This window comes from Bacteroidales bacterium (genome assembly GCA_023229505.1).
Lineage (GTDB): Bacteria > Bacteroidota > Bacteroidia > Bacteroidales > JAGOPY01 > JAGOPY01.
Window position 1 is genome coordinate 52,072 of the sequence record JALNZD010000012.1, and the last position, 20,411, is coordinate 72,482.

The window sequence follows — 20,411 nt, forward strand, 5'->3', positions numbered from 1 at the left end:
CTTCAAAAAAGCAGCCTCTTTTCATATTATCCTAATTTCAATTATTTGACCAGGCTGGTAAAGTTGGGATCAGCATAGTATTTAATAAATTCCCTGTCGATCTTAGCTTCTTCCTTGTAAGCCGGATTCATTTGGATGGCTATGCCAAGGTTCTCAAATAACATAGCAGTATTGGCGGTCCTTGAACCCAGGATAGCCATCAGGTAATGAGTCTGGGCATCTTTCGGGGCACAGTTCAACTGCTTTTCAGCCGGCGGGTAATTCTTGGATGCAATGTAAGCAAGGGCCACATTGTAATCGCAGGTTTTATTACCAAATTGGCTGATAGCTTTGGAGTATTCACCCCTTTGTATACTGATCACGCCCAGGTTGTAACTGGCATCGGTGCCAAGCTGACCGGCTTTGGTGAAATGTTCATCGGCTTTTGCATAATTACCTTCGAGGGCGTAAATAATACCCAGGTTGTTATGGACTTCCCCGCTGTTCGGGTTCATGCTGGCAGCTTTCTCGAGGTGAGCCTTGGCGGCTGTAAGATCATTCATCTCAATTTCGATGGCTCCGGCATTAGCATAACCCTTGTAGCTGTCAGGGTAAATGTTGATAGCAGATTTGTATATATCGAGGCGTGCCTTTTTATCCTTCTGGAGAGAAGCAGCATAAAGCAACTCTTGCTCAGTTAATCCACGAGGATTTGAAGTAGAAAGCCCGATGATTTCTTCATCAGTCTTCTTAAGTTCATAACAATTCACAACGATCTCAGCTCTTCTGAGCGGCGGCAGGAAATTTGCTTCAATTTCAGGATAGATCACAACCATATTCCTGATTTCCTGTTCTTTCTTAGCCGGGGTTCCAGCGGAATTGATCACGTTCAGGATGATGTTTTTATCCTTGATATCGGAATTCTGGATACCATATATGAATCCGTTCCAGTCAGGTCCGTGATGAGCCAGGTTGTAAGTGATATCCTTTGCTGCATCTTTGATAGTCAGCTTGGAACCTTTGGCTTTAATGAGACCCTTGATCTTATCGATCATATATCCTTGAGCTGTTTTGGTCCTGTTTTCTGACAAGCCCTGGTTAAAGGTTTCTTCTCCTTCAGGTGATGCCCAGCCATCGATATTGATGTCCTTGATCTTATAACCTAATCCTACGAATTCAACCAGTTCGGCAAGCTTGGCTTTGTTAGCGTCCACCTTGTTCAACGGCACATTCCAATTAAGGTTATATTTATTCACTTCAAAGAAGATTTTAGCCTCTTTACTGATGATGGCTTCTTTCTGATATCCGTGAGGAACGATTACTCCTGTCTGGTTGAAAGCAAACCTTGTCGAGGTGACAATGGTTCCGTCAGCCAGTTTTATAGCCGGGAGCTGCACATACTTATAATCCTTCTCGATGGCTTCTTTGGTTAAATCTGCCGGAAGATCAGTTTTAGGAATGAAAGCAATAGGTTCGACATACAATTCAGCGACCCGGCAACTTTCATTGTAATCCACAACTGTTTCATAGGTGAAAGAGCCTCCATCTTCTGAAATGACAATCCCTTCTCCACCGACATCCGTGCCTTTCAGCAGGATGGGTTTCAGCGGGATCTTGTTGCCGTCGCAAACAAGATAAGGTTCGGCGTACATAGCGGCCTTCGGGCTGAAATAGCCATCGGGGAACGTGCCTGTAATTTTGATAGCAACTTTGCCACCATTAGCTTCCAGCGGATTAGGTTCAGCTTTCCAGATAACTGTATTGAATTCCTTTTCCATTTTCTTCAATGGGTCAGTCTTTCCAAATTTGTACGTCAGACCAAGAGAGCCATAGCCGTACATATCACTATAAACCGGCATTGAACCAACTGCAAAACCGTCAAGGCGGTCGGAGTCGACAAATTTCAATTCATATTCCACGTTAATGTCAAATTTGGGACTCAGGTGAAATGCCAGACCAAGTCCGGTGACACCTTCAAGTACCATTGTTCTCTCACCAAAACCTTTCTTTGTTCCGTCCATTTCTACTGGATCATCACCGTAGCCATTTCTATTGATCAAAAGGTCAGTTGTGGCATCGAATGCTTCGGTTCTCCATTGTGTCTGGCCAGCACCGATGATTCCGTATACATCAAGCAGCCTGTCCGGGTTGTATCCGGAGATCAGATTGCTGAAGTTGATAGTAACGTCCAGGGCATAGTCGAAAATTTTTGCATTATAATAAACTTTATCATAAGGCAGCCACCATTCTGTCTTACGCTCACCATTGAGTTTTCCGGCAGAAACTTGTGTCCTGACACCAAAGACAGGATGGAACTGCCAGCCAAACATGCCTCCATAACCAAAACGCCAGCTATCAATAGGGGCCGGCCATCTATCGAGGGCGATGTCTGCGTGATTAAACTTGATTCCGGCATTCAGATTGACGAAAAAGTACTTGTCAAATTGTTGCCTTTTCTCTTTTCTGGTCATTGTGGAATCTGTCCCTTCATCCTGCGCAAAAGTCAGGATGGGTAAAATGCCAATCATTGATACAATGATACAACTTAAAATAAAATCGTAAATTTTTTTCATATGAAGTAATTTTAGGTTAATTACGGAATATTTGGCAATTATTAAGATACAAAGATAAGGAGTAATATAAAAAATCCAAATAAAAAAAAAGGTTAATTATTTTTTGTCTGATAAATATAAATATTGTTAATATAGCGATGCTTTTTTAAGACTCTTCTTCCTCTGATAATCCTCAATATTATTGCAAAAAATGCAATAACAAGAAGCATGTGTATGATGCTTCCAGCACTGAAGGCAAAAAATCCGACTGCCCAACCGATAATTAAGATTACTGCTATTATGTAAAGTAGATCTCCGATGAATGTAAGTTTAAAAAGTTTGTGATTATATTGTTAGATTAACAAAGATAGGTCTCTCTATTCCGGCAATCGTTACATAATTATAGGAATTAGTTACATCATTCACACATTTGTGTTTAACAGGCCTGTACTTTACTGCAATTATATCATGCTCCCCAGCTTTCCCTGTCAAGACTCCGGTATTGGATAGCCTCGGCCAGGTGCTCGGTAAGTATGGAGTTGCTTGCTTCCAGGTCTGCAATAGTTCTGGAAACTTTCAGGATTCTGCTGTAAGCACGGGCTGACAGGTTGATCCTGTCCATCGCATTTTTAAGTAAAGCCTGACCTTCTTCCCCGATCTGACAGATTGAGAGCAGTTTTTTAGAAGGGATATGTGCGTTGCAATAGATGCCCTGGCTTCCTTTAAACCGCTGTTCCTGTATTTTCCTTGCTTTAATCACCCTTTCCCTGATAATGCTGCTGCTTTCCGGACGGGCAAAAGCAGATAGTTCCCTGAATAGAACAGGGATAACTTCCACATGCAGATCGATACGGTCCATGAGGGGACCTGAAATTTTATTCAGGTATTTCTGCACTATCCCGGCCGAGCAGGCGCATTCCTGCTTTGGATGGTTATAATAGCCGCATGGACAGGGATTCATGGCGGCTACAAGCATGAAATTCGCAGGGAATTCAATGGATGACCTGGCTCGCGAGATAGTTATCACTCTTTCTTCCATAGGCTGGCGTAAAACCTCCAGGACAGATCGTTTAAATTCGGGCAGTTCATCCAGGAACAGCACCCCGTTTTGTGCGAGAGAAATTTCGCCGGGTTGTGGAAACGACCCACCTCCCACCAGCCCGGCATCACTGATAGTATGATGCGGCGACCGGAATGGCCTGATAGTGACAAGGGCATCGTTTCTCCTCAATTTGCCCGCTACAGAATGGATCTTGGTGGTTTCCAGTGCCTCATCAATGCTCAGTGGAGGAAGGATGGACGGCAATCGTTTGGCCAGCATGGTTTTTCCTGATCCCGGCGGCCCGATGAGTATAACATTGTGGCCGCCGGCCGCTGCAATTTCAAGTGCTCGCTTAATGTTTTCCTGCCCTTTCACATCTGCGAAATCGAACTCATAATTATTCAGGTTCCGGAAAAACTCTTCCTCAATGTTCACTTTAACCGGTTTTATCAAAGTCTTGCCATTGAAAAAATCGATTATTTCGGTAATATTTTCGATACCAAGGACTTCCAGGCCGTCCACAATAGCGGCTTCCCTGGCGTTGGCCATGGGAAGGATCAACCCTTTGAATCCTTTGCGGCGGGCTTCTATCGCAACAGAAAGTGCTCCTTTTATTGGCATAACTCCACCATCAAGAGAAAGCTCTCCCATGATCACATAATCCCCGATATGAGTTGGGATGAGTTGATCTGAAGCACCCAAAATACCAATAGCAAGGGCCAGATCGTACGACGAACCCTCCTTTTTTATATCAGCAGGCGCCATATTGATCACCACTTTTTTACCAGGTATCCTGTAACCAATATACCTGAGTGCAGCCTCAATCCTCTGATGACTTTCTTTGACCGCACTGTCGGGAAGCCCAACCATGAAAAAGTTTACCCCCTGTTCGATATTTACTTCAACCGTTATGGTAACGGCATTGATGCCATAAAGAGCACATCCATAAGTTTTTACAAGCATTTTATTTCCGGATTAATGATTTGAAAAACAGATCTGGTTTCCTTGTCTGTTTATCCGGAAAAAAGGTAAAATATACCCGGTGGTCAGGAAGGTTTTTTTATTTTTTTGGTTTGTAACCCGATTGGGACAAAATTTGCTGTGAATCGGCAAGCTCAAATAGCTGGCGAAGTGTAATACCAGAATTTTTTTTCATGAAGCTTCTGACAATCTGCCAACCTGTCCATCTGCCGAGCATAGCCGGTGACCCATCAGGGAGCCCGGCCGTGAAAGGACCGTCCTGTATAAAACGGCTGTTCAATGCCGGATCACTTCGGAATAGCATTTCCTGATCGATAAATAAACGCCAGAGCTCTGATTCATTTTCAAAACACCATTTCAACTGGCTTTTTGTATAACCGATCTTGAGGCTGTCCGGTGTTCCAGGCACGAATAAATCCATGGCATACAACACTTTTCCATGAATAATCATCTGGTCAAGCAAAGTTTTGGTCTGGGGGTTTTCCGGCAGTAAAGAAAAAGCAATCTGTCGGGAACATTCCGGGATGATATTTGCCGGCTCCATCCTGCGTGTCAAATACACAGGAAGGCCCGCTGCCCGGTATTGTTCGAAATCCCAACCAAGGAACATATCAATCCCAATAACAATAACACTGTCAATGTATTGGACCGGGAACTCATATAACAGTCCGGAGATATAAGTATATACACGAGGGATCTGGAATTCAGGGTAAACAGCTTTGATATTCCCGAAAGTTTTTGTCAGCCCATCTTCTAAAAAATTCAGGTCAGGGTAAACTTCCCCGCTTTTTCTGAATAGTTCACGGTTAAACCGATCATTGATAAAATCCTGGATTTGGATCACTTTCAGCGTATCAGGGTCATCTCCGATAAAAAAGTGAAACTCACCTGAGAGGGAATCAAGACCTTCCTTCACTTTTAAAGGATCAAGCGCGAAAAGAGCCTTGCCGTAATCGGCAATCCTGACTTTCTCAACCTGGGTCTGCTGTTCATGCGTGTTTATCCCCGGGTGACAACCAGCAGCAATAAATACTAATGTAAACCAGAGAACAGCTAGAGTGAACTTATTCATGAAAAATATACTTCGGGAACAGTATGCTGAATACTAGAAGATTTTAAAACCAAGGCTGACAATGAATAAATTGCTTTTGATTTTTTGGGAATCAGCACCAGCCGGGGGATTGTAAATGTTATTCAGCCCGAATTCATACCTGACATCCAGTGTCAGGAAGAAAACATCCACCCCCGCACCGACATCCATTCCCCAGGCAATGTTTTTAAAATCACTATCTTGTAATGGATCCTGATATAAATCATCAAATTCCACCTTTTTATCGATGATGAAATTTGCTACAGGTCCTGCCATAACGCGTAGATTAATAACTTTGGCATCGATGAGCTTAAAGCCGATCAGAACAGGAATGCTTATGTTTTTAAGTTTGATTTCTCCCTTAACATCTGTACCAGCACGTTTCAAAGTCCCTCCGCTAGTGGAATAATATACTTCCGGCTGTAAGTAAAGTTTCTTCCCAAATCGCAAAAATGCCCCGATCTGGAAATTATTCTTAGCGCTTTCTTTAATATCACTGAGATCGGTAGATAATTTTGAAGTTGCATAACCTATTTTCGGCCCCAGGCTGAATTGCCCGAAATTATCAAGGGCAGCAAATAAAACGATCAGCAGAATCAGGATCTTTTTCATAGTAATGACTTTATATTTAGCAAATATAGCTATTTAATGTTTTGCTCCGGATGTCACTTTAGTCGCCTGAATGGTTCCTAATTGAATTTAAATGTAATTTTGCCGGTAAAATAAAAACGACAGGATGAAAAAGTTATTGCCTGTTTTATTAATTCTCATACTTGTTTCGCAGGCGCAGGCGCAATATAAGCCGGTTCTTTTCGGAATGAGGGTTGGGGCGAACCTGGGCTGGATTAAACCTGATGTGGAGGAGTATTCGGGTGAAGGCATTGTACCAGGTTTCACCTGGGGATTTATCGGGGAATTTTATATCATGGAGAACTATGCCATCCTCACAGGTTTTAATGTGAATTTTAATGGCGGTAAGATGGAATACCCATCAATCAGGGATATAAAAATCGGTGGCAGTATCGTCAATGATACTGTTCAGTTGCACAGGAAATATAACCTGAAGTATATCGAGATACCGCTCTGCCTTAAGATGCAGACTGCATTGTCGGACAAGATCATTGCATTCGGCAAAATTGGCCTGGGCACATCTTTCCTGCTCAGTGCCAAAGGAACCGACGATTTTATCTATGATGGTAGCGAAAAATCTGAATCAAAGCATAATATCGATGATGATATAGCCCTGATGCGCGAGTCGCTTATCGTCGGAGGAGGGATCGAGCTGAAAATCAAAGGATCGACAACACTGATCATCGACATCACATATGACAACGCCTTTAATAATATGTTCAATGGTGATAACACTCACTTACCCGGCACAGAACCGAAGGCGATCCATAATTTTGTAGAATTAGGTGCCGGGATTTTGTTTTAATGCTAATTCCCATGAAAATTGCGCTGGCCCAGCTGAATTATCATATTGGAAATTTTGGGGATAATGTCCTCAAAATCCGTCAATCCATTGAACGGGCTAAAAATGAAGGAGCTGACCTGGTCGTTTTCGCGGAATTAGCGGTTTGTGGTTATCCACCCCGCGATTTCCTTGAGTTCAATGATTTTATAGAACGGTGTCAGCAGGCCGCAAAAGTGATTGCCAGGGATTGCAAGGGTATTGCCGCCGTGATCGGCTGCCCGGTGCCAAATCCTGACATCAAAGGGAAGAACCTGTTAAACGCCGCACTATTTCTCGAGGATGGAGAGATCCGCCATAGTTATTACAAAGCTTTGCTGCCGAACTATGATGTATTCGATGAATACCGGTATTTTGAACCCGGGAGGAAATTTAACCTGGTTGAGTTTAAAGGAAAAAAGATTGCCCTGACTGTCTGCGAAGATCTCTGGGACATCGGCAATGACCCATTATATGTGGTTAATCCCATGGATGAGCTTATCAAAGGAAAACCGGACTTCATGATTAATATTGCGGCATCTCCTTTTCATTATGATCAGCCACGGATCAGAGCAGAAGTCCTTGTGGGCAATGCCAGGAAATACAATCTTCCCTTATTTTACGTCAACCATGTCGGTGCACAAACGGAGCTTTTATTCGACGGTGCGTCAATGGTAATTGGTCCCGGGGCGAAAGTATGGGATGAACTGAACTATTTCGAAGAAGATTTCAGGGTCTATGACCTGGAAGATGTAATGAATTCACCACACTCTTTTACTCCGAAAGATGTGGGACCTGGCAAATGGATACCTCTGATCCATGATGCGCTGGTCATGGGTATCCGTGATTATTTCCAGAAGCTAGGATTTAAGAAAGCTATACTGGGTTTGTCCGGCGGCATCGATTCGGCTGTTACCCTGGTCCTGGCAGCCGAAGCCCTGGGCAGGGAGAATGTCTGGGCAGTATTACTGCCATCATCATTCTCATCCGACCATTCCGTAAAAGATGCCATTGACCTGACTGAAAATTTATCGTGCCGGTATGACACGGTCCCGATTTCTTCTTCTTTTGAAACACTTCAGCAAACCTTAAAACCCTGGTTCAAAGACCTTCCTTTCGATATTGCGGAAGAAAACCTCCAGGCCAGGATCAGGGGAGTCATCCTGATGGCTTTATCCAATAAATTCGGCCATATTCTTTTGAATACGTCGAATAAAAGCGAAGCGGCAGTGGGTTATGGCACGCTTTACGGGGATATGAACGGCGGGATTTCGGTGTTGGGAGATGTTTACAAAACGCAGGTTTTTGAATTGGCCCGTTATATAAACCGGAATGGGGAGGTGATCCCGGCCAGCACCATCCAGAAGCCTCCTTCGGCAGAGCTCAGGCATGGACAGAAGGACAGTGATTCCCTGCCGGAATATGATATCCTGGATAAGATACTTTACCAGTACATCGAATTGAGAAAAGGGCCAAAAGACTTAGTGGAACAAGGTTTTGACGAAGAAATGGTCAGGCGGGTGCTGTGGCTGGTCAATACCAATGAATATAAAAGATATCAAACCCCGCCGATCCTTCGCGTGTCTCCAAAAGCTTTCGGTATGGGCCGGCGAATGCCGATTGTAGCCAGGTATTTGGCTATTTGATCAGATATTGACCGCTTCTACGGCTTTAACGTCGGGAATCGCTTTCTTGATAGCCGTTTCAACACCATTTTTCAGGGTAATTATGCTATAGGGACATGAACCGCATGCTCCTGTCAGTTCGACATTGACAATGTTATCTTCTGTCAGTTCGACAAATTTAATATCTCCGCCATCTGACTGCAGATAAGGCCGGATCTGTTCCAATACGTTTTTTATCTTGATTTCGAGTTCGTTATGATTTGCCTGATCCATTTTACAGTAGTTATCCGATTAATTTTTACGTTCTATGAGAGCCTGGATATTTGTAGCCAGGTTTATAAATGCTTTATAGACGGGAGATTTTTCATCCAGAGCAACAGGTGCGCCTAAATCACCTGATTCACAAATGCTCTGGACCAGCGGTATTTCGGCCAGCAGGTTCACCCGAGTGTCATCAGCCAGCCTTCTGCCCCCTTGCCTGCCGAAAAGATAATATTTGTTATCCGGCAGTTCGGCAGGGGTGAAGTACGACATGTTTTCGATCAGTCCCAGTATCCTTACTTTTATTTTATCCTGGTTGAACATGCTGAAAGCTTTTTTCGCATCGGCCAGGGCTACCTGTTGAGGGGTCGAAACTATAGCGATACCATCAACAGGATATTGCTGTACCAGGGTCAGGTGGATGTCGCCGGTTCCAGGCGGCAGGTCAACGACCAGGTAATCCAACTCACCCCAATGTGTGTCATTAAATAACTGGTTCAATGCCTGGGTAGCCATCGGGCCCCGCCAGATCAGGGCCTGTTCCGGTTCGACAAAGAAACCGATCGATTGGATCTTGATACCGTATTTTTCAACCGGCATTATCTTTCCGTTTTCAGCATCCGGGTCCAGGGTCGGTTTTTCATCGGCTACATCGAACATGATAGGGATCGAAGGTCCGTAAATATCGGCATCAAGTAACCCCACTTTGTTCCCGTTTTTATGCAAGGCAATGGCCAGGTTGGCAGCGATCGTGGATTTCCCGACCCCGCCTTTGCCGGAGGCTATCGCAATGATGTGCTTTACACCGGAAAGTGACGGGAATTCGGTGATAAAATCAATAGTAACCTCTGCCTTTTCGTCAACCTGGTTATGAATAGCCGCTTCTGATAGCTTTTGCAAAGCCGGCCTACTCTTTTCGTCCTGTTTGTGAAAAACTATCGTGAAACTCACCTGGTGGCCATTAACCGTAAGGTTCTTTACCATATTCAGGGAGATGATATCACTTCCTTTAGGAAAATAGAGTACATCTTTTAAGGCATTGAGAATAAATTCTTTTTTATCTTCCATCATTCTTTCAGCATATTCATTTGAAGTCCGCAAAAGTAGCAATAATAACCTTACCTGTCATAGTCATCTATCTTGATTAGTTCTTTTCCAGGGTCCCAAAAGAGGTCTTTAAATCCCTGTATACGGTCATTCACTACCTCAATACCTTCACCTTCAAGTAATTGCTGCATGAGATGTGGTCCGCCGAAATGGTGCTTGCCTGTCAGCAGGCCTTGCCTGTTTACGATGCGGTGCGCCGGCACAGGATAGGGGTGGACATGGCATTTATTCATGGCCCAGCCAACCATCCTGGCCGACATCCTGCTCCCGAGATAAGCGGCGATAGCGCCATAAGTGGTCACCCTGCCGTACGGAACCAGCCGCGCAACTTCATAAACTTTCTCAAAAAATGAATCGTCAGCCTGCATAGTTCAGTTTAAATTCGATGTATTTGATCGGCATTCCTTCTTTCCGGTAAATATCTTCATAAAAAGTCTGGATAGTCGTTGCTTCATGAAAAGTATCCAGCCGGTAAATGTCTTCTGAAGAAAAGACAGGAAAATGGCCATACTCCCTGATGACGCCAAGTGTGTATATATATAAGCTGTCGTTATCAGTTTTAAGATGGATAATCCCCTGCGGCTTCAGGATATTTTTATATCTCTCCAGGAATTCAGGAGAGGTCAGCCGTTTTTGCATCCGGTTGCTTTGTGGTTGTGGATCCGGAAATGTCAGCCATATCTCTTCAACCTCATTCCCGGCGAAAAAAGATTCAAGGAATTCAACCCTGCTGCGGATAAAGGCAACATTTTTCAAACCAAGTTCTTCCACCATTTTACAACCTTTCCATAGCCTGGCCCCTTTGATATCCATCCCGATGAAATTTCTCTCCGGGTGATTCAGCGCCAGGTTAACGGTATATTCACCTTTACCGCATCCCAATTCGAGTGTCGCCGGGTTGTCGTTTTGAAAATAGCCGGTATGCCATTTGCCTTTCAACGGAAAATCAGACAAAAGCCCCTGGTTCGGATACTGGAAAAGATGTTTGAACGTGAGGTTCTCGGCAAAATGCAATAACTTTTTCTTTGCCACAGTAAAAGGTCCGGCTAATTGTTTATCAGTATTTTAAAAGCCAGGCAGTAGGGTTTTCCTCGTTCCTGATCGTTTGCAGGTATGACAGGGCAGAAGTTTTATCTGCAAAACTCTTATAGCTGATTCTGATTTGTCCGCGGTTGTTTGAACCGGCTCTTTCCGCCTCAAATCCACGGTTAATAAGCTCCCGGAAGAATTTTACCGCATTTTCCTCACTGACAAAACATCCCCCGATGATATAGTACCTGGGAGACTGCGGCGTGACCTTTTCAACCACTGCAACGGACGTCTCAACAGGACCAGCTGCAGAGGTTTTTAAAGCAGGTTCATCAGGTAGATTAGCTATTTCGAGCATAACAGGTACTTTCTTGTCAACCTGAACAGCAATAGGTTGATGGATAACCTGAGGATGTAAAATATCGAACACAATTCCTGAGTAATTAATATAGAAATTCCGGACCGATGCCGGGAAAATGATCCCGTAAAGCAGGAATACAACAACGGGTATCGAAAGCATAAGGGTCCACCTGACAGAAGCGGACTGTTTTAACCTTGGCCGCTGAGGTTTCCGGTCCACGGGCTTTTGAGCGATCCGTGCCTGGAGCTTAGGCCTGGTTATAGGATAAATATTCAAAGGTTCCATACCGAATACCCCGGAGAGAAAATTTGAATTGTTCAAATGCCTGAACTGGATGGCTCCTTCAGGATTGGCGGAAAATTCACCAATCCCATCCAACAGTATTTTTTCGCCCAGGGATAACCTTATTTTACAATTGCTGACGAAGTCGTGAACGAACAACCCTGAATCATGGTATGAAATCTGCTCAGCCCTTGCAATGGCACTTATCAGCAGCCCGTCATCATGATTGAGCAGGCTGTTAAAAGAAGGATATCGCGACGGCGGATAGATCCGCTTCTTCTCCCTGTCGATCCTGGCCGGCTGCGATTGCATAATAAATCCTCCAAGGCCTGGAATGGTTACGCAATCATATCCAAATAATAAATTCTTCAGGTAATATTCCGCCGTTTGCATGGGTGTATAAGCTTGACTATTTTTTACGAAAGTATGAAATGCAGCCCGAAAGATCAAGCTGTGTTAGTAATTTTTAATAAATCATCCGGTGTATCGATAGAAACACTCTCAAAACGTGTGACTTCAATTTTTATCCGGAGCCCGTGTTCTAACCAGCGAAGCTGCTCCAGGGACTCGTGTTTTTCCAGCATTCCTTCAGGCAAATCACATATCAATTTCAAGGTCTCTGATCTATAGCCGTAAATACCAATATGCTTATAATGGGCTCGTTTTTTCGTCCATTGAATTTCATTTACCTGCGTAAGGTAAGGAATCGGGGACCTGCTAAAATAAAGTGCATCCATATTTTTGTTAAAGACCACTTTCACGACATTAGGATTATAGATCTCCTCACGCCTGGTGATCAATTTAGCCAGTGTAGCAAGCGGGGCATCACCGGTGGAGATTATAGAGGCGACTTTTCTGATCTGTTCGGGGTGGATAAAAGGTTCATCGCCCTGGATATTAATAATATGAGCATAGCTTTTCCCCTGCTGTCGTTCCCAGATTTCCATCGCTTCAAGGCAACGATCAGTGCCGCTGTGGTGCGCAGCAGAAGTCATCACAACATGATAACCGGCAGATCCGACGTGGTTAAAAATTCTTTCGTCATCGGTAGCCACGAGGACATCCTGAAAAACTTCTGAAAGAAGGGCCTGGTCATAAACCCTCAGGATCATTGATCGCCCGTTAATATCAACAAGTGGTTTCCCCGGAAACCTGGTGGATGCAAAGCGCGCAGGAATTATCCCCAAAATACTCATAAGCCGGGTTATTTGAAGAGTCCGTGGATCTCGGCCTGGATCTTTTCAATAACGAACCCCAGGTCCTGAGGGTTCTCATCAAAATTTACCTCATCAACATTAATGATAAGCAATTTACCATGCTTATATTTCGAAATCCAGGTCTCGTATCTTTCATTAAGGCTTTTCAGGTAATCCAAACGGATGGACTCCTCGTATATCCGTCCCCTTTTCTGGATTTGCTTTACCAGGTTCGGAACTGTTGATCTTAAGTAGATGAGCAGATCGGGGGGCTTGATCAGGGCGCTGATCAATTCAAAAAGAGCGCTGTAGTTTTCGAAGTCCCTGGTTTCCATCAGATTCATGGCATGCAGGTTGGGTGCGAAAATGTACGCATCTTCATAGATGGTGCGATCCTGGATCACATTTTTACCACTGGAATGTATATTGACGATTTGCCGGAAACGGCTGGCCAGGAAATATATCTGCAAATTAAACGACCATCGCTGCATGTCTTCATAAAAGCTGTTGAGATATGGATTGGATTCCACATCCTCAAAATGGGGCTCCCATCCAAAGTGTTTCGAGAGGGATTCTGTCAGGGTGGTTTTACCTGCGCCGATGTTTCCTGCTATTGCGATATGCATGGGTTTATTGGGGTTTTAATGGTTGATGACTTGATTTTCTGGTTGTTTTGGTTAATTGTCTGATAATGAGATCTGATCAATATCTTTACCGGAAGAAAGGTTTATGATCTCATCTACGTAATTTCTGTCGTTCGAAAGCCGGGGCACTTTATTCTGTCCTCCAAGCTTGCCTTTAACCTTCAGCCAGGTATAGAAAGTGGAAGGGGGAAGTACTTTAATTATAGGCGGACAAAGCACCATATCGTGGAACCGCTTGGCTTCATAATCGGAATTCAGTGATTTCAATGCATTGTCAAGTGTTTCAGTGAAGTAATCCAGGTTTGGCGGCTCAACTTCAAATTCAATCAACCATTCATGTGCTGCACGGTTCTCTTTTTCAATGAATAGCGGGGCAGCCGTATATTCGTTAACGACTGCATGGCACTTTTTACAGGCAATAGCAAGCGCTTTCTCCGCATTATCCACGATCAGTTCTTCTCCCACTGCATTGATGAAATTCTTGGTCCTGCCGGTAATCTGGATCCGGAAAGGGTGGAGTGACGTGAACCTGATCGTATCACCGATCATATATCTCCATAAACCTGCGTTGGTTGAGATAACCAGCGCATAATTAGTCTCTGTATCCACTTCATCGAGGCCAACCGACTTTGGGTGGTCTTCTACAAGGTTGATGACAGGGATAAATTCATAATATATTCCGTAATCAAGCATGAGGAGGAGTTCATGCGATTCCGAACGGTCCTGAAGGCCGAAAAAACCTTCTGATGCGTTGTAAGTTTCCATGTAATTCATTGAATCCGATCGGATCAGACTTCGGAATTGCTCCTGGTAAGGCTGGAAATTTACCCCCCCGTGAAAATAGACTTCCAGGTTGGGCCATACCTCCATAATGTCCTTCTTTCCGGTTTTTTCCAGAACCCTTCGCAATAACAACAGCATCCAGGAGGGCACTCCCGACAGGCTGGTCAGATTATGCGGTATGGCTTCATCAGCCATCATTTCAATTTTCTCCTCCCAATTATCCATCAAAGCTGTGCTTTTCTTTGGAACCCTGATAAATTCGGCCCAGAATGGCAGATTCTGTATAATGATGGCCGAAAGGTCGCCATCATAATAGGAAGCTGAATTGATCTCGCTGATCTTATGACTGCCCCCAATGGCCAGGCCCCGGCCATCGAAAAAAGCTGTATTGGGAAAATTATTGCAGTAAAGCGAGAGCATGTCTTTACCTCCTTTATAATGACATTCTTCCAGCGATTCCTGGCTGACGGGTATAAACTTGCTCTTGTTATCAGTAGTTCCCGAGGATTTTGCAAACCATTTGATCTCCGTGGGCCAGAGAATGTTCTGTTTACCTTCGCGAAGCAAGTCTATCTGAGGTTTTAGATCTTCATAAGTGCTGATCGGAACCCGTTCCTTAAATTGCTCAACTGTACTGATCGAATGATAATCATATTGTTTACCCCATTCTGTATCTTCTGCTGCCTGAATAAGCTTTCTGAACCATTCAGCCTGCACCTCATGAGGGTACTTGATGAAAAGTTCAATCTGGTGAATCCGTTTTTTGATTAACCAGTATAAAACTGAATTGATGATTGCCATGACAGGGTTTCCGCTTGTGCAGATTGAAACTCAAAAATACAATTTTAGGAAATAAGGAGAGGGGAGATATTTTTTTATTTATGAACGAAATGATATAACGAAGTAACGAAGTAACGAGTTAACGAAGTGAAAGTAACAAGTACTTCGCTACGTCGCTACACCGTTACTTCGTTACTTCGTTACATCATTTTGGTGCTGACTTTAGCAATAATAAACCTATAATGGTAAAAATCACATTGGGTATCCAGGCAGCGATATATGGAGGAAGGTTACCATAGGTTGCAAAAACGGTTGAAACACGCATTAAGAGGATATAAGCGAAAGTCAGAAGGATGCCCAGGCCGAGGTGCATGCCGATTCCCCCCCTCAACTTCCGGCTGGAAAGAGAAACACCGATCAGGGTCATGACCAGCATGGAAAAAGGAGAAGCAAGGCGGTTATATTTCTCCATATCATAGAAGACGATTTCTTCAGTTCCTTTAAGTTTTTCTTGTTTGATGTAATGTTGGAGTTCCCCAAGAGTCATCTCTTCATAATTTTCCTTCTTGATATATAACTCGGCAGGCAAAAGGTTCAGCGTAGTATCCAGATGCGTTCCATGCCGGATATTTTCACTCATGCCATCAATCGTCCTGACTGTGTAATTTTCAATCAGCCAATGGTTGCTGATCGTGTCCCATACGATCCGGTCAGCCATTAATTTGTATTCCATGTTATGGCCTTTGAATCTTTCCAGGGTAAACCGGTATCCGTTATTATTTTTAATATTAAAGCTTTCCATGTAAACAAATGTCCCTGGGCTGATCTGCAAATGGATATGCTCATCTTTACTCTTGGAAAGGTTCTGGAAATAAGTGTCGGTAAACGCCCTCCTTTTCTGGTTTGTATGAGGAATAAGATAATTGGCCAGGTAAAAAGAAAGAAGGGCCAGGATTATTGCTGAATAGAAATAAGGCCGGAGCATGCGGTCATAACTGATCCCGCTGCTGAGAATAGCAATAATCTCAGAGTTGGCAGCCATGTGCGAGGTGAAGTAAATGACAGAGATAAAAGTGAACAGGTAACTGAAAAGATTGACGAAATAAGGGAGGAAATTAAGATAATAATCGAAGATGATGGAATTAAGCGGGGCCTGCTTGGAAATGAATTTATCAATGTTTTCCGACAGGTCGAAAATAATGACTATTAAGAGCAGCAGGGAAATAGAATAGAAAAATGTACCCAGGAATTTTTTAATGATATAATAATCGATGGTTTTCACAGGTAATTTTCTTCAATATACGCAGTAAATGTAGAAAAATTGTCAAAGCCGTTGGGATAATTCCTTAATCATGCGCTCTTTCCAGGGGCTGAAGACTCCGGCTGCAATTTTTTCCCTGGCTTGTCCCATGAGCCAAAGGTAGAATGCGAGGTTATGAAGACTTGCCAGCATGGCGCCCAGCATCTCATTGGAAATGATGAGGTGGCGGAGAAATGCCTTGCTGCAGGTCCTTTCTGCCGTAAGGATGCCATCTTCATCCACAGGGGTGAAATCATGCTTCCACTTTTCATTCTTCATGTTCATAATCCCCCGACTAGTGAAAATCATTCCATTCCTTCCGTTTCGTGTCGGCATGACACAATCAAACATGTCGACCCCCAGGGAAATGCTTTGCAGCAGATTTACCGGGGTGCCAACACCCATAAGGTAGCGAGGTTTTTCCTTTGGCAGGATTTTACAAACAAGGCTGGTCATTTCATACATCACCTCTTCTGGTTCCCCTACTGAAAGGCCGCCGATGGCATTGCCATCAGCCCCGGCTTCTGCAATGGTCTCAGCTGATTTTGCCCTGAGGTCCCTGAACGAACCACCCTGGACAATTGGAAATATAGATTGCCCGAAGTCATACTTAGGAACGGTTTCGTTAAACCGGGAAATACATCGGTCTAGCCACCTGTGAGTAAGCTGCATGGAATTCTCGACATATTCCCGCGTCGACTGAAAAGGCGGACATTCATCAAAGGCCATGATGATATCGCCACCGATTGACCGCTGGATATCGATTACGGATTCAGGAGTGAAAGTATGTTTCGAGCCATCAATGTGCGACTGGAAGGTAACCCCATTTTCTGTAAGTTTCCGGCTGTCAGCCAGGGAATATACCTGGTATCCGCCGCTATCCGTTAATATAGGTTTATCCCAACCCATGAAACTATGTAATCCCCCTGCCTCTTCAATGATCTCAATACCAGGTCTTGTGTAAAGGTGATAAGTATTCCCAAGGATGATCTGAGCCTGTACAATGTCTATCAAATCATTGAAATGTAATGCTTTAACGGTTCCGGCAGTACCGACCGGCATAAAAATAGGTGTCCGTATCAACCCATGATCAGTTTCAATGTGCCCTGCTCGTGCATCTGATTGATGATCAGTTGATTCGAGAGTAAATTTCATTGTTAATAAAAATTGATCAAAGATAAATTTAATTCATGGCGGAATGAATAATTTTGTTTCTCAATATGTTTGATTTTCCTTCAGAAACATCGATTCTTCAGATATTACCTTTCGCGGTTTTTATCTTGTTTGGGATATCATGGTTAATACAGATGATATACTACTGGTTTCTGTATAGCCGTCTGGCTTTTTACCGTGAAAAGGCCAAAGATTCAGGCACCAAACCGGTTTCAGTAATTATTTGTGCCAAGAATGAATACCAGAACCTTCTGCATAATCTCCCCCTGGTATTGGAGCAGGACTATCCCGATTTTGAAGTGATCGTTGTGAATGATGCTTCTGATGATGATAGTATTGAATTGCTCAATTCTCTCGCCCGTGAATATAAACATCTCAGGATTTTTGACCTGGAAAGGGACCTGAATTTCTTTTCCGGGAAGAAATTTCCTCTTTCCCTGGGAATCAAATCGGCCCAGCATGAGATCATCTTGCTGACCGATGCGGATTGCCAGCCGGCCAGCCCGCAATGGATCAGAAACATGCAGGCAAATTATGACAGCCGGACCGAAATCGTTCTGGGTTACGGTACCTTTAAAAGAACAGTGGGATTTCTCAACCAGCTCATCCGCTATGATGCTTTCCTGGTTGCCATGCAATACCTTTCGTTTGCGCTCGCGGGAAGCCCATATATGGGAGTGGGGAGAAACCTGTCTTATAAAAGGGACCTGTTTTACAGGGCAAAAGGATTTACCTCCCATTACAAGCTTAAATCAGGGGATGATGATCTCTTTATCAACCGGGCTGCAAACCGGAATAATACAAGAATAGAGATATCTCCCGACTCTCAGACCATCTCAACAGCCAAGGCAAGCCTGGTGCAATGGATCCTTCAGAAAAGAAGACATTATACGACGGCTCGTTATTATCGCCCTGGTTTTAAATTTCTGCTTTCCCTCGGTTATATCTCTAAGCTTTTTCTTTACCTGTCATTTGTCGCCCTTTTAATATTGAATTATAACTGGCTTATTGCTCTAATCGTTTTTTCAGTATTTTTTGCCAGCCATTGGGTAATTCTGACAATGAGTACTAACAAAATGAGGGAAAACGACCTGGCTGTGCTTTCTCCTATCCTCGAAATAATGTTAATGGCTTTGAGTCCTGTCATATATTTTTCCAATCTTATTATCAAACAGGAGAAATGGAAATAAACTTCAGGCTCACCGGAAAAGCACAAAGGGATTGCGAATTGGTTAAAGCTGCCCTGGAAAGGGGGGAACAGAATGCTTACGCGGAATTAATGAGGAATTACAGGGATTCATTGCACTTCATGATGTTGAAAATGACGAATAACCTTCAGGATGCCGACGATCTTACAATCGAAGCATTTGGAAAGGCCTTTAAAAACCTTCGGCAGTATGCGCCTGAATATGCTTTTAGCACCTGGCTCTTTAAAATAGCATCTAACAACTGCATTGATTTTATCCGGAAGCGGAAAATGAATGAGTCCGTCTCCATAAATCTAAGTGATCCGTCGGAGACAGGGGATGACCTTGCAGATATCCTTCCGGCAACTTCCCGGACGCCGGAAGAAGACATAATCAGGCAGCAGAAAATAGAAGCTTTGAGAGATATTGTTAACAGGCTGAAACCTCATTATAAGAAGCTGATCGAATTAAGATATTATGAAGAGCTCTCCTATGAAGAAATCTCTTTAGAAATGGACCTTCCCATTGGTACTGTTAAAGCGCAGTTGTTCAGGGCGCGGGAATTTCTTTTTCATATCCTTAAAAAACGTAATGATAAGTTCCAGGAGGAATAACATTCTACTGACAGATAGTTTTTTTATCAGAAAATTGAAATAATCTAAGATTAATGGAGTTATTTTGAATAAGTTAAACCTACAATTATCAGGATATGCAAACCATAAAACTTATCATCATTTTTCTACTGGGCCTTTTGTTGATTACAGGTTGTGGTAAAAAGAAAGAGCAGCAAATACTTGATTTACAGGCAAAAAATGCAAAGTTGCAGGCGGAGTTCAGTCAAAAGGATTCTACGCTGAATGAGCTCTTTGGTTCTATTAATGAAATCGAGAAAAACCTGTCGGATATTACTGCAAGGGAGAAGCTGATCACCGAAGCGCCTGTTGATGAAAAAAGGATGAACGTGGATGTCCGGGATAAGATCATGGACGAGATCATCCTCATCAATAATATTATGGAGGAAAATAAGAAATGGCTTGCCGTGCTGAAGGATCAACTGAAGAAATCCGATGTCAAGACATCTGCCCTGCAGGAAACTATTAAATTGCTCACAACAAAGCTTGAGGAGAAAGAACAGGAGATCTCAGGATTGAAGGAACAACTGGTAAAATTTAACTTTACTATTGAGGCACTGAATGCTACCGTTGATACTTTACGTGATGAAACTGCATCGCAATCCAAGGTGATCAGCCAGCAGGATGCTCTTTTAGGGGAAATGAACACGATCTGGTACATCGTTGGTACTAAGAAAGACTTGTCTGATCAGGGTATCATTGAAAAAGCAGGCGGCTTGTTCAGTGGTAACATGAAGATGAGTGAAATGATCAACCCGGATCACTTCACAACGGCCGATATGAGAAACTTGTCCCGTATTACTTTCGAAAGCAGCAAAGCCGAATTGGTTACCATGCATCCTGAAGGATCTTATAAGTTTTTGGAAGAAAAGGATATGTTCACAGGACTTGAGATCATTAATGCAAAGGATTTCTGGAAATCTTCACGTTTCCTGGTCATTATGACTCACTGATCCC

Annotated in this window: 20 protein-coding genes; 5 read left to right on the forward strand and 15 right to left on the reverse strand. The window is 43.4% G+C overall.

Going from position 1 to position 20,411, the window contains the following annotated elements; translation table 11 throughout:
* Nucleotides 1-41: 41 nt before the first annotated feature.
* The 5 genes from M0Q51_06050 to M0Q51_06070 all read right to left on the reverse strand — a co-directional run bounded on the left by M0Q51_06050 (nt 42) and on the right by M0Q51_06070 (nt 6,256).
* Nucleotides 42-2,552: a tetratricopeptide repeat protein gene (locus tag M0Q51_06050; GenBank protein ID MCK9399541.1), complete on the reverse strand. Its 2,511-nt coding sequence runs from the start codon at nt 2,550-2,552 to the stop codon at nt 42-44.
* 92 nt (nt 2,553-2,644) lie between these two features.
* Nucleotides 2,645-2,812: a lmo0937 family membrane protein gene (locus M0Q51_06055; protein ID MCK9399542.1), complete on the reverse strand. Its 168-nt coding sequence runs from the start codon at nt 2,810-2,812 to the stop codon at nt 2,645-2,647.
* Between the two features lie 185 nt (nt 2,813-2,997).
* Nucleotides 2,998-4,536 (reverse strand): YifB family Mg chelatase-like AAA ATPase, encoded by a 1,539-nt coding sequence (locus M0Q51_06060; GenBank protein ID MCK9399543.1) that lies wholly within the window; start codon nt 4,534-4,536, stop codon nt 2,998-3,000.
* Nucleotides 4,537-4,633: 97 nt separating this feature from the next.
* Nucleotides 4,634-5,626, reverse strand: coding sequence for a hypothetical protein (locus M0Q51_06065; protein MCK9399544.1), 993 nt, complete (start codon nt 5,624-5,626; stop codon nt 4,634-4,636).
* A 33-nt stretch (nt 5,627-5,659) separates the two neighbouring features.
* Nucleotides 5,660-6,256 (reverse strand): PorT family protein, encoded by a 597-nt coding sequence (locus tag M0Q51_06070; GenBank protein MCK9399545.1) that lies wholly within the window; start codon nt 6,254-6,256, stop codon nt 5,660-5,662.
* Between the two features lie 124 nt (nt 6,257-6,380).
* Between M0Q51_06070 and M0Q51_06075 the strand changes: the two genes are divergently transcribed.
* Together M0Q51_06075 and M0Q51_06080 are read left to right on the forward strand one after the other, a co-directional pair.
* Nucleotides 6,381-7,079, forward strand: coding sequence for a PorT family protein (locus M0Q51_06075; GenBank protein ID MCK9399546.1), 699 nt, complete (start codon nt 6,381-6,383; stop codon nt 7,077-7,079).
* A gap of 11 nt (nt 7,080-7,090) precedes the next feature.
* Nucleotides 7,091-8,740 (forward strand): NAD+ synthase, encoded by a 1,650-nt coding sequence (locus tag M0Q51_06080; protein ID MCK9399547.1) that lies wholly within the window; start codon nt 7,091-7,093, stop codon nt 8,738-8,740.
* On the opposite strand, the gene M0Q51_06085 is transcribed toward M0Q51_06080, so the two are convergent.
* The 10 genes from M0Q51_06085 to tgt all read right to left on the reverse strand — a co-directional run bounded on the left by M0Q51_06085 (nt 8,741) and on the right by tgt (nt 17,617).
* Nucleotides 8,741-8,992, reverse strand: a complete 252-nt coding sequence (locus M0Q51_06085) for a NifU family protein (GenBank protein MCK9399548.1) — start codon at nt 8,990-8,992, stop codon at nt 8,741-8,743. It lies immediately after the preceding gene.
* Nucleotides 8,993-9,010: 18 nt separating this feature from the next.
* On the reverse strand, nt 9,011-10,051 hold the full coding sequence (locus tag M0Q51_06090; GenBank protein ID MCK9399549.1) for an Mrp/NBP35 family ATP-binding protein: 1,041 nt from the start codon (nt 10,049-10,051) through the stop codon (nt 9,011-9,013).
* Between the two features lie 47 nt (nt 10,052-10,098).
* A complete protein-coding gene (locus M0Q51_06095) occupies nt 10,099-10,455 on the reverse strand; it encodes an MGMT family protein (protein ID MCK9399550.1) in 357 nt (118 codons plus the stop codon).
* Complete coding sequence (gene trmB, locus M0Q51_06100) at nt 10,445-11,119, reverse strand: tRNA (guanosine(46)-N7)-methyltransferase TrmB (protein MCK9399551.1); 675 nt, start codon at nt 11,117-11,119, stop codon at nt 10,445-10,447. Before trmB ends, M0Q51_06095 begins: the two co-directional genes overlap by 11 nt.
* Nucleotides 11,120-11,144: 25 nt before the next feature.
* Nucleotides 11,145-12,152 (reverse strand): SPOR domain-containing protein, encoded by a 1,008-nt coding sequence (locus M0Q51_06105; protein MCK9399552.1) that lies wholly within the window; start codon nt 12,150-12,152, stop codon nt 11,145-11,147.
* A gap of 53 nt (nt 12,153-12,205) precedes the next feature.
* Nucleotides 12,206-12,955, reverse strand: coding sequence for a 3-deoxy-manno-octulosonate cytidylyltransferase (gene kdsB, locus M0Q51_06110; protein ID MCK9399553.1), 750 nt, complete (start codon nt 12,953-12,955; stop codon nt 12,206-12,208).
* A gap of 8 nt (nt 12,956-12,963) precedes the next feature.
* The gene (locus M0Q51_06115; GenBank protein MCK9399554.1) at nt 12,964-13,581 is read right to left on the reverse strand and encodes a deoxynucleoside kinase; all 618 of its coding nucleotides are present in this window, start codon (nt 13,579-13,581) and stop codon (nt 12,964-12,966) included.
* A gap of 51 nt (nt 13,582-13,632) precedes the next feature.
* On the reverse strand, nt 13,633-15,183 hold the full coding sequence (locus M0Q51_06120) for a GH3 auxin-responsive promoter family protein (GenBank protein ID MCK9399555.1): 1,551 nt from the start codon (nt 15,181-15,183) through the stop codon (nt 13,633-13,635).
* A 184-nt stretch (nt 15,184-15,367) separates the two neighbouring features.
* On the reverse strand, nt 15,368-16,444 hold the full coding sequence (locus M0Q51_06125; GenBank protein ID MCK9399556.1) for an LptF/LptG family permease: 1,077 nt from the start codon (nt 16,442-16,444) through the stop codon (nt 15,368-15,370).
* Between the two features lie 42 nt (nt 16,445-16,486).
* Complete coding sequence (tgt, locus tag M0Q51_06130) at nt 16,487-17,617, reverse strand: tRNA guanosine(34) transglycosylase Tgt (protein ID MCK9399557.1); 1,131 nt, start codon at nt 17,615-17,617, stop codon at nt 16,487-16,489.
* Between the two features lie 152 nt (nt 17,618-17,769).
* Between tgt and M0Q51_06135 the strand changes: the two genes are divergently transcribed.
* From M0Q51_06135 to M0Q51_06145, 3 genes are all read left to right on the forward strand, one after another.
* Complete coding sequence (locus M0Q51_06135) at nt 17,770-18,825, forward strand: glycosyltransferase (protein ID MCK9399558.1); 1,056 nt, start codon at nt 17,770-17,772, stop codon at nt 18,823-18,825.
* Complete coding sequence (locus tag M0Q51_06140; GenBank protein MCK9399559.1) at nt 18,816-19,436, forward strand: sigma-70 family RNA polymerase sigma factor; 621 nt, start codon at nt 18,816-18,818, stop codon at nt 19,434-19,436. The genes M0Q51_06135 and M0Q51_06140 overlap by 10 nt, the downstream gene beginning before the upstream one ends.
* A 95-nt stretch (nt 19,437-19,531) precedes the next feature.
* On the forward strand, nt 19,532-20,407 hold the full coding sequence (locus M0Q51_06145; protein ID MCK9399560.1) for a hypothetical protein: 876 nt from the start codon (nt 19,532-19,534) through the stop codon (nt 20,405-20,407).
* The last annotated feature ends 4 nt before the right edge of the window (nt 20,408-20,411 follow it).

Bases quoted from the DNA above. Each gene is read 5' to 3' on its own strand.
- M0Q51_06050 (MCK9399541.1), bottom strand. From the start codon at position 2,552: ATGAAAAAAATTTACGATTTTATTTTAAGTTGTATCATTGTATCAATG.
- M0Q51_06060 (MCK9399543.1), bottom strand. From the start codon at position 4,536: ATGCTTGTAAAAACTTATGGATGTGCTCTTTATGGCATCAATGCCGTT.
- M0Q51_06065 (MCK9399544.1), bottom strand. From the start codon at position 5,626: ATGAATAAGTTCACTCTAGCTGTTCTCTGGTTTACATTAGTATTTATT.
- M0Q51_06070 (MCK9399545.1), bottom strand. From the start codon at position 6,256: ATGAAAAAGATCCTGATTCTGCTGATCGTTTTATTTGCTGCCCTTGAT.
- M0Q51_06075 (MCK9399546.1), top strand. From the start codon at position 6,381: ATGAAAAAGTTATTGCCTGTTTTATTAATTCTCATACTTGTTTCGCAG.
- M0Q51_06080 (MCK9399547.1), top strand. From the start codon at position 7,091: ATGAAAATTGCGCTGGCCCAGCTGAATTATCATATTGGAAATTTTGGG.
- M0Q51_06085 (MCK9399548.1), bottom strand. From the start codon at position 8,992: ATGGATCAGGCAAATCATAACGAACTCGAAATCAAGATAAAAAACGTA.
- M0Q51_06090 (MCK9399549.1), bottom strand. From the start codon at position 10,051: ATGATGGAAGATAAAAAAGAATTTATTCTCAATGCCTTAAAAGATGTA.
- M0Q51_06095 (MCK9399550.1), bottom strand. From the start codon at position 10,455: ATGCAGGCTGACGATTCATTTTTTGAGAAAGTTTATGAAGTTGCGCGG.
- M0Q51_06105 (MCK9399552.1), bottom strand. From the start codon at position 12,152: ATGCAAACGGCGGAATATTACCTGAAGAATTTATTATTTGGATATGAT.
- kdsB (MCK9399553.1), bottom strand. From the start codon at position 12,955: ATGAGTATTTTGGGGATAATTCCTGCGCGCTTTGCATCCACCAGGTTT.
- M0Q51_06115 (MCK9399554.1), bottom strand. From the start codon at position 13,581: ATGCATATCGCAATAGCAGGAAACATCGGCGCAGGTAAAACCACCCTG.
- M0Q51_06120 (MCK9399555.1), bottom strand. From the start codon at position 15,183: ATGGCAATCATCAATTCAGTTTTATACTGGTTAATCAAAAAACGGATT.
- tgt (MCK9399557.1), bottom strand. From the start codon at position 17,617: ATGAAATTTACTCTCGAATCAACTGATCATCAATCAGATGCACGAGCA.
- M0Q51_06135 (MCK9399558.1), top strand. From the start codon at position 17,770: ATGATATACTACTGGTTTCTGTATAGCCGTCTGGCTTTTTACCGTGAA.
- M0Q51_06140 (MCK9399559.1), top strand. From the start codon at position 18,816: ATGGAAATAAACTTCAGGCTCACCGGAAAAGCACAAAGGGATTGCGAA.
- M0Q51_06145 (MCK9399560.1), top strand. From the start codon at position 19,532: ATGCAAACCATAAAACTTATCATCATTTTTCTACTGGGCCTTTTGTTG.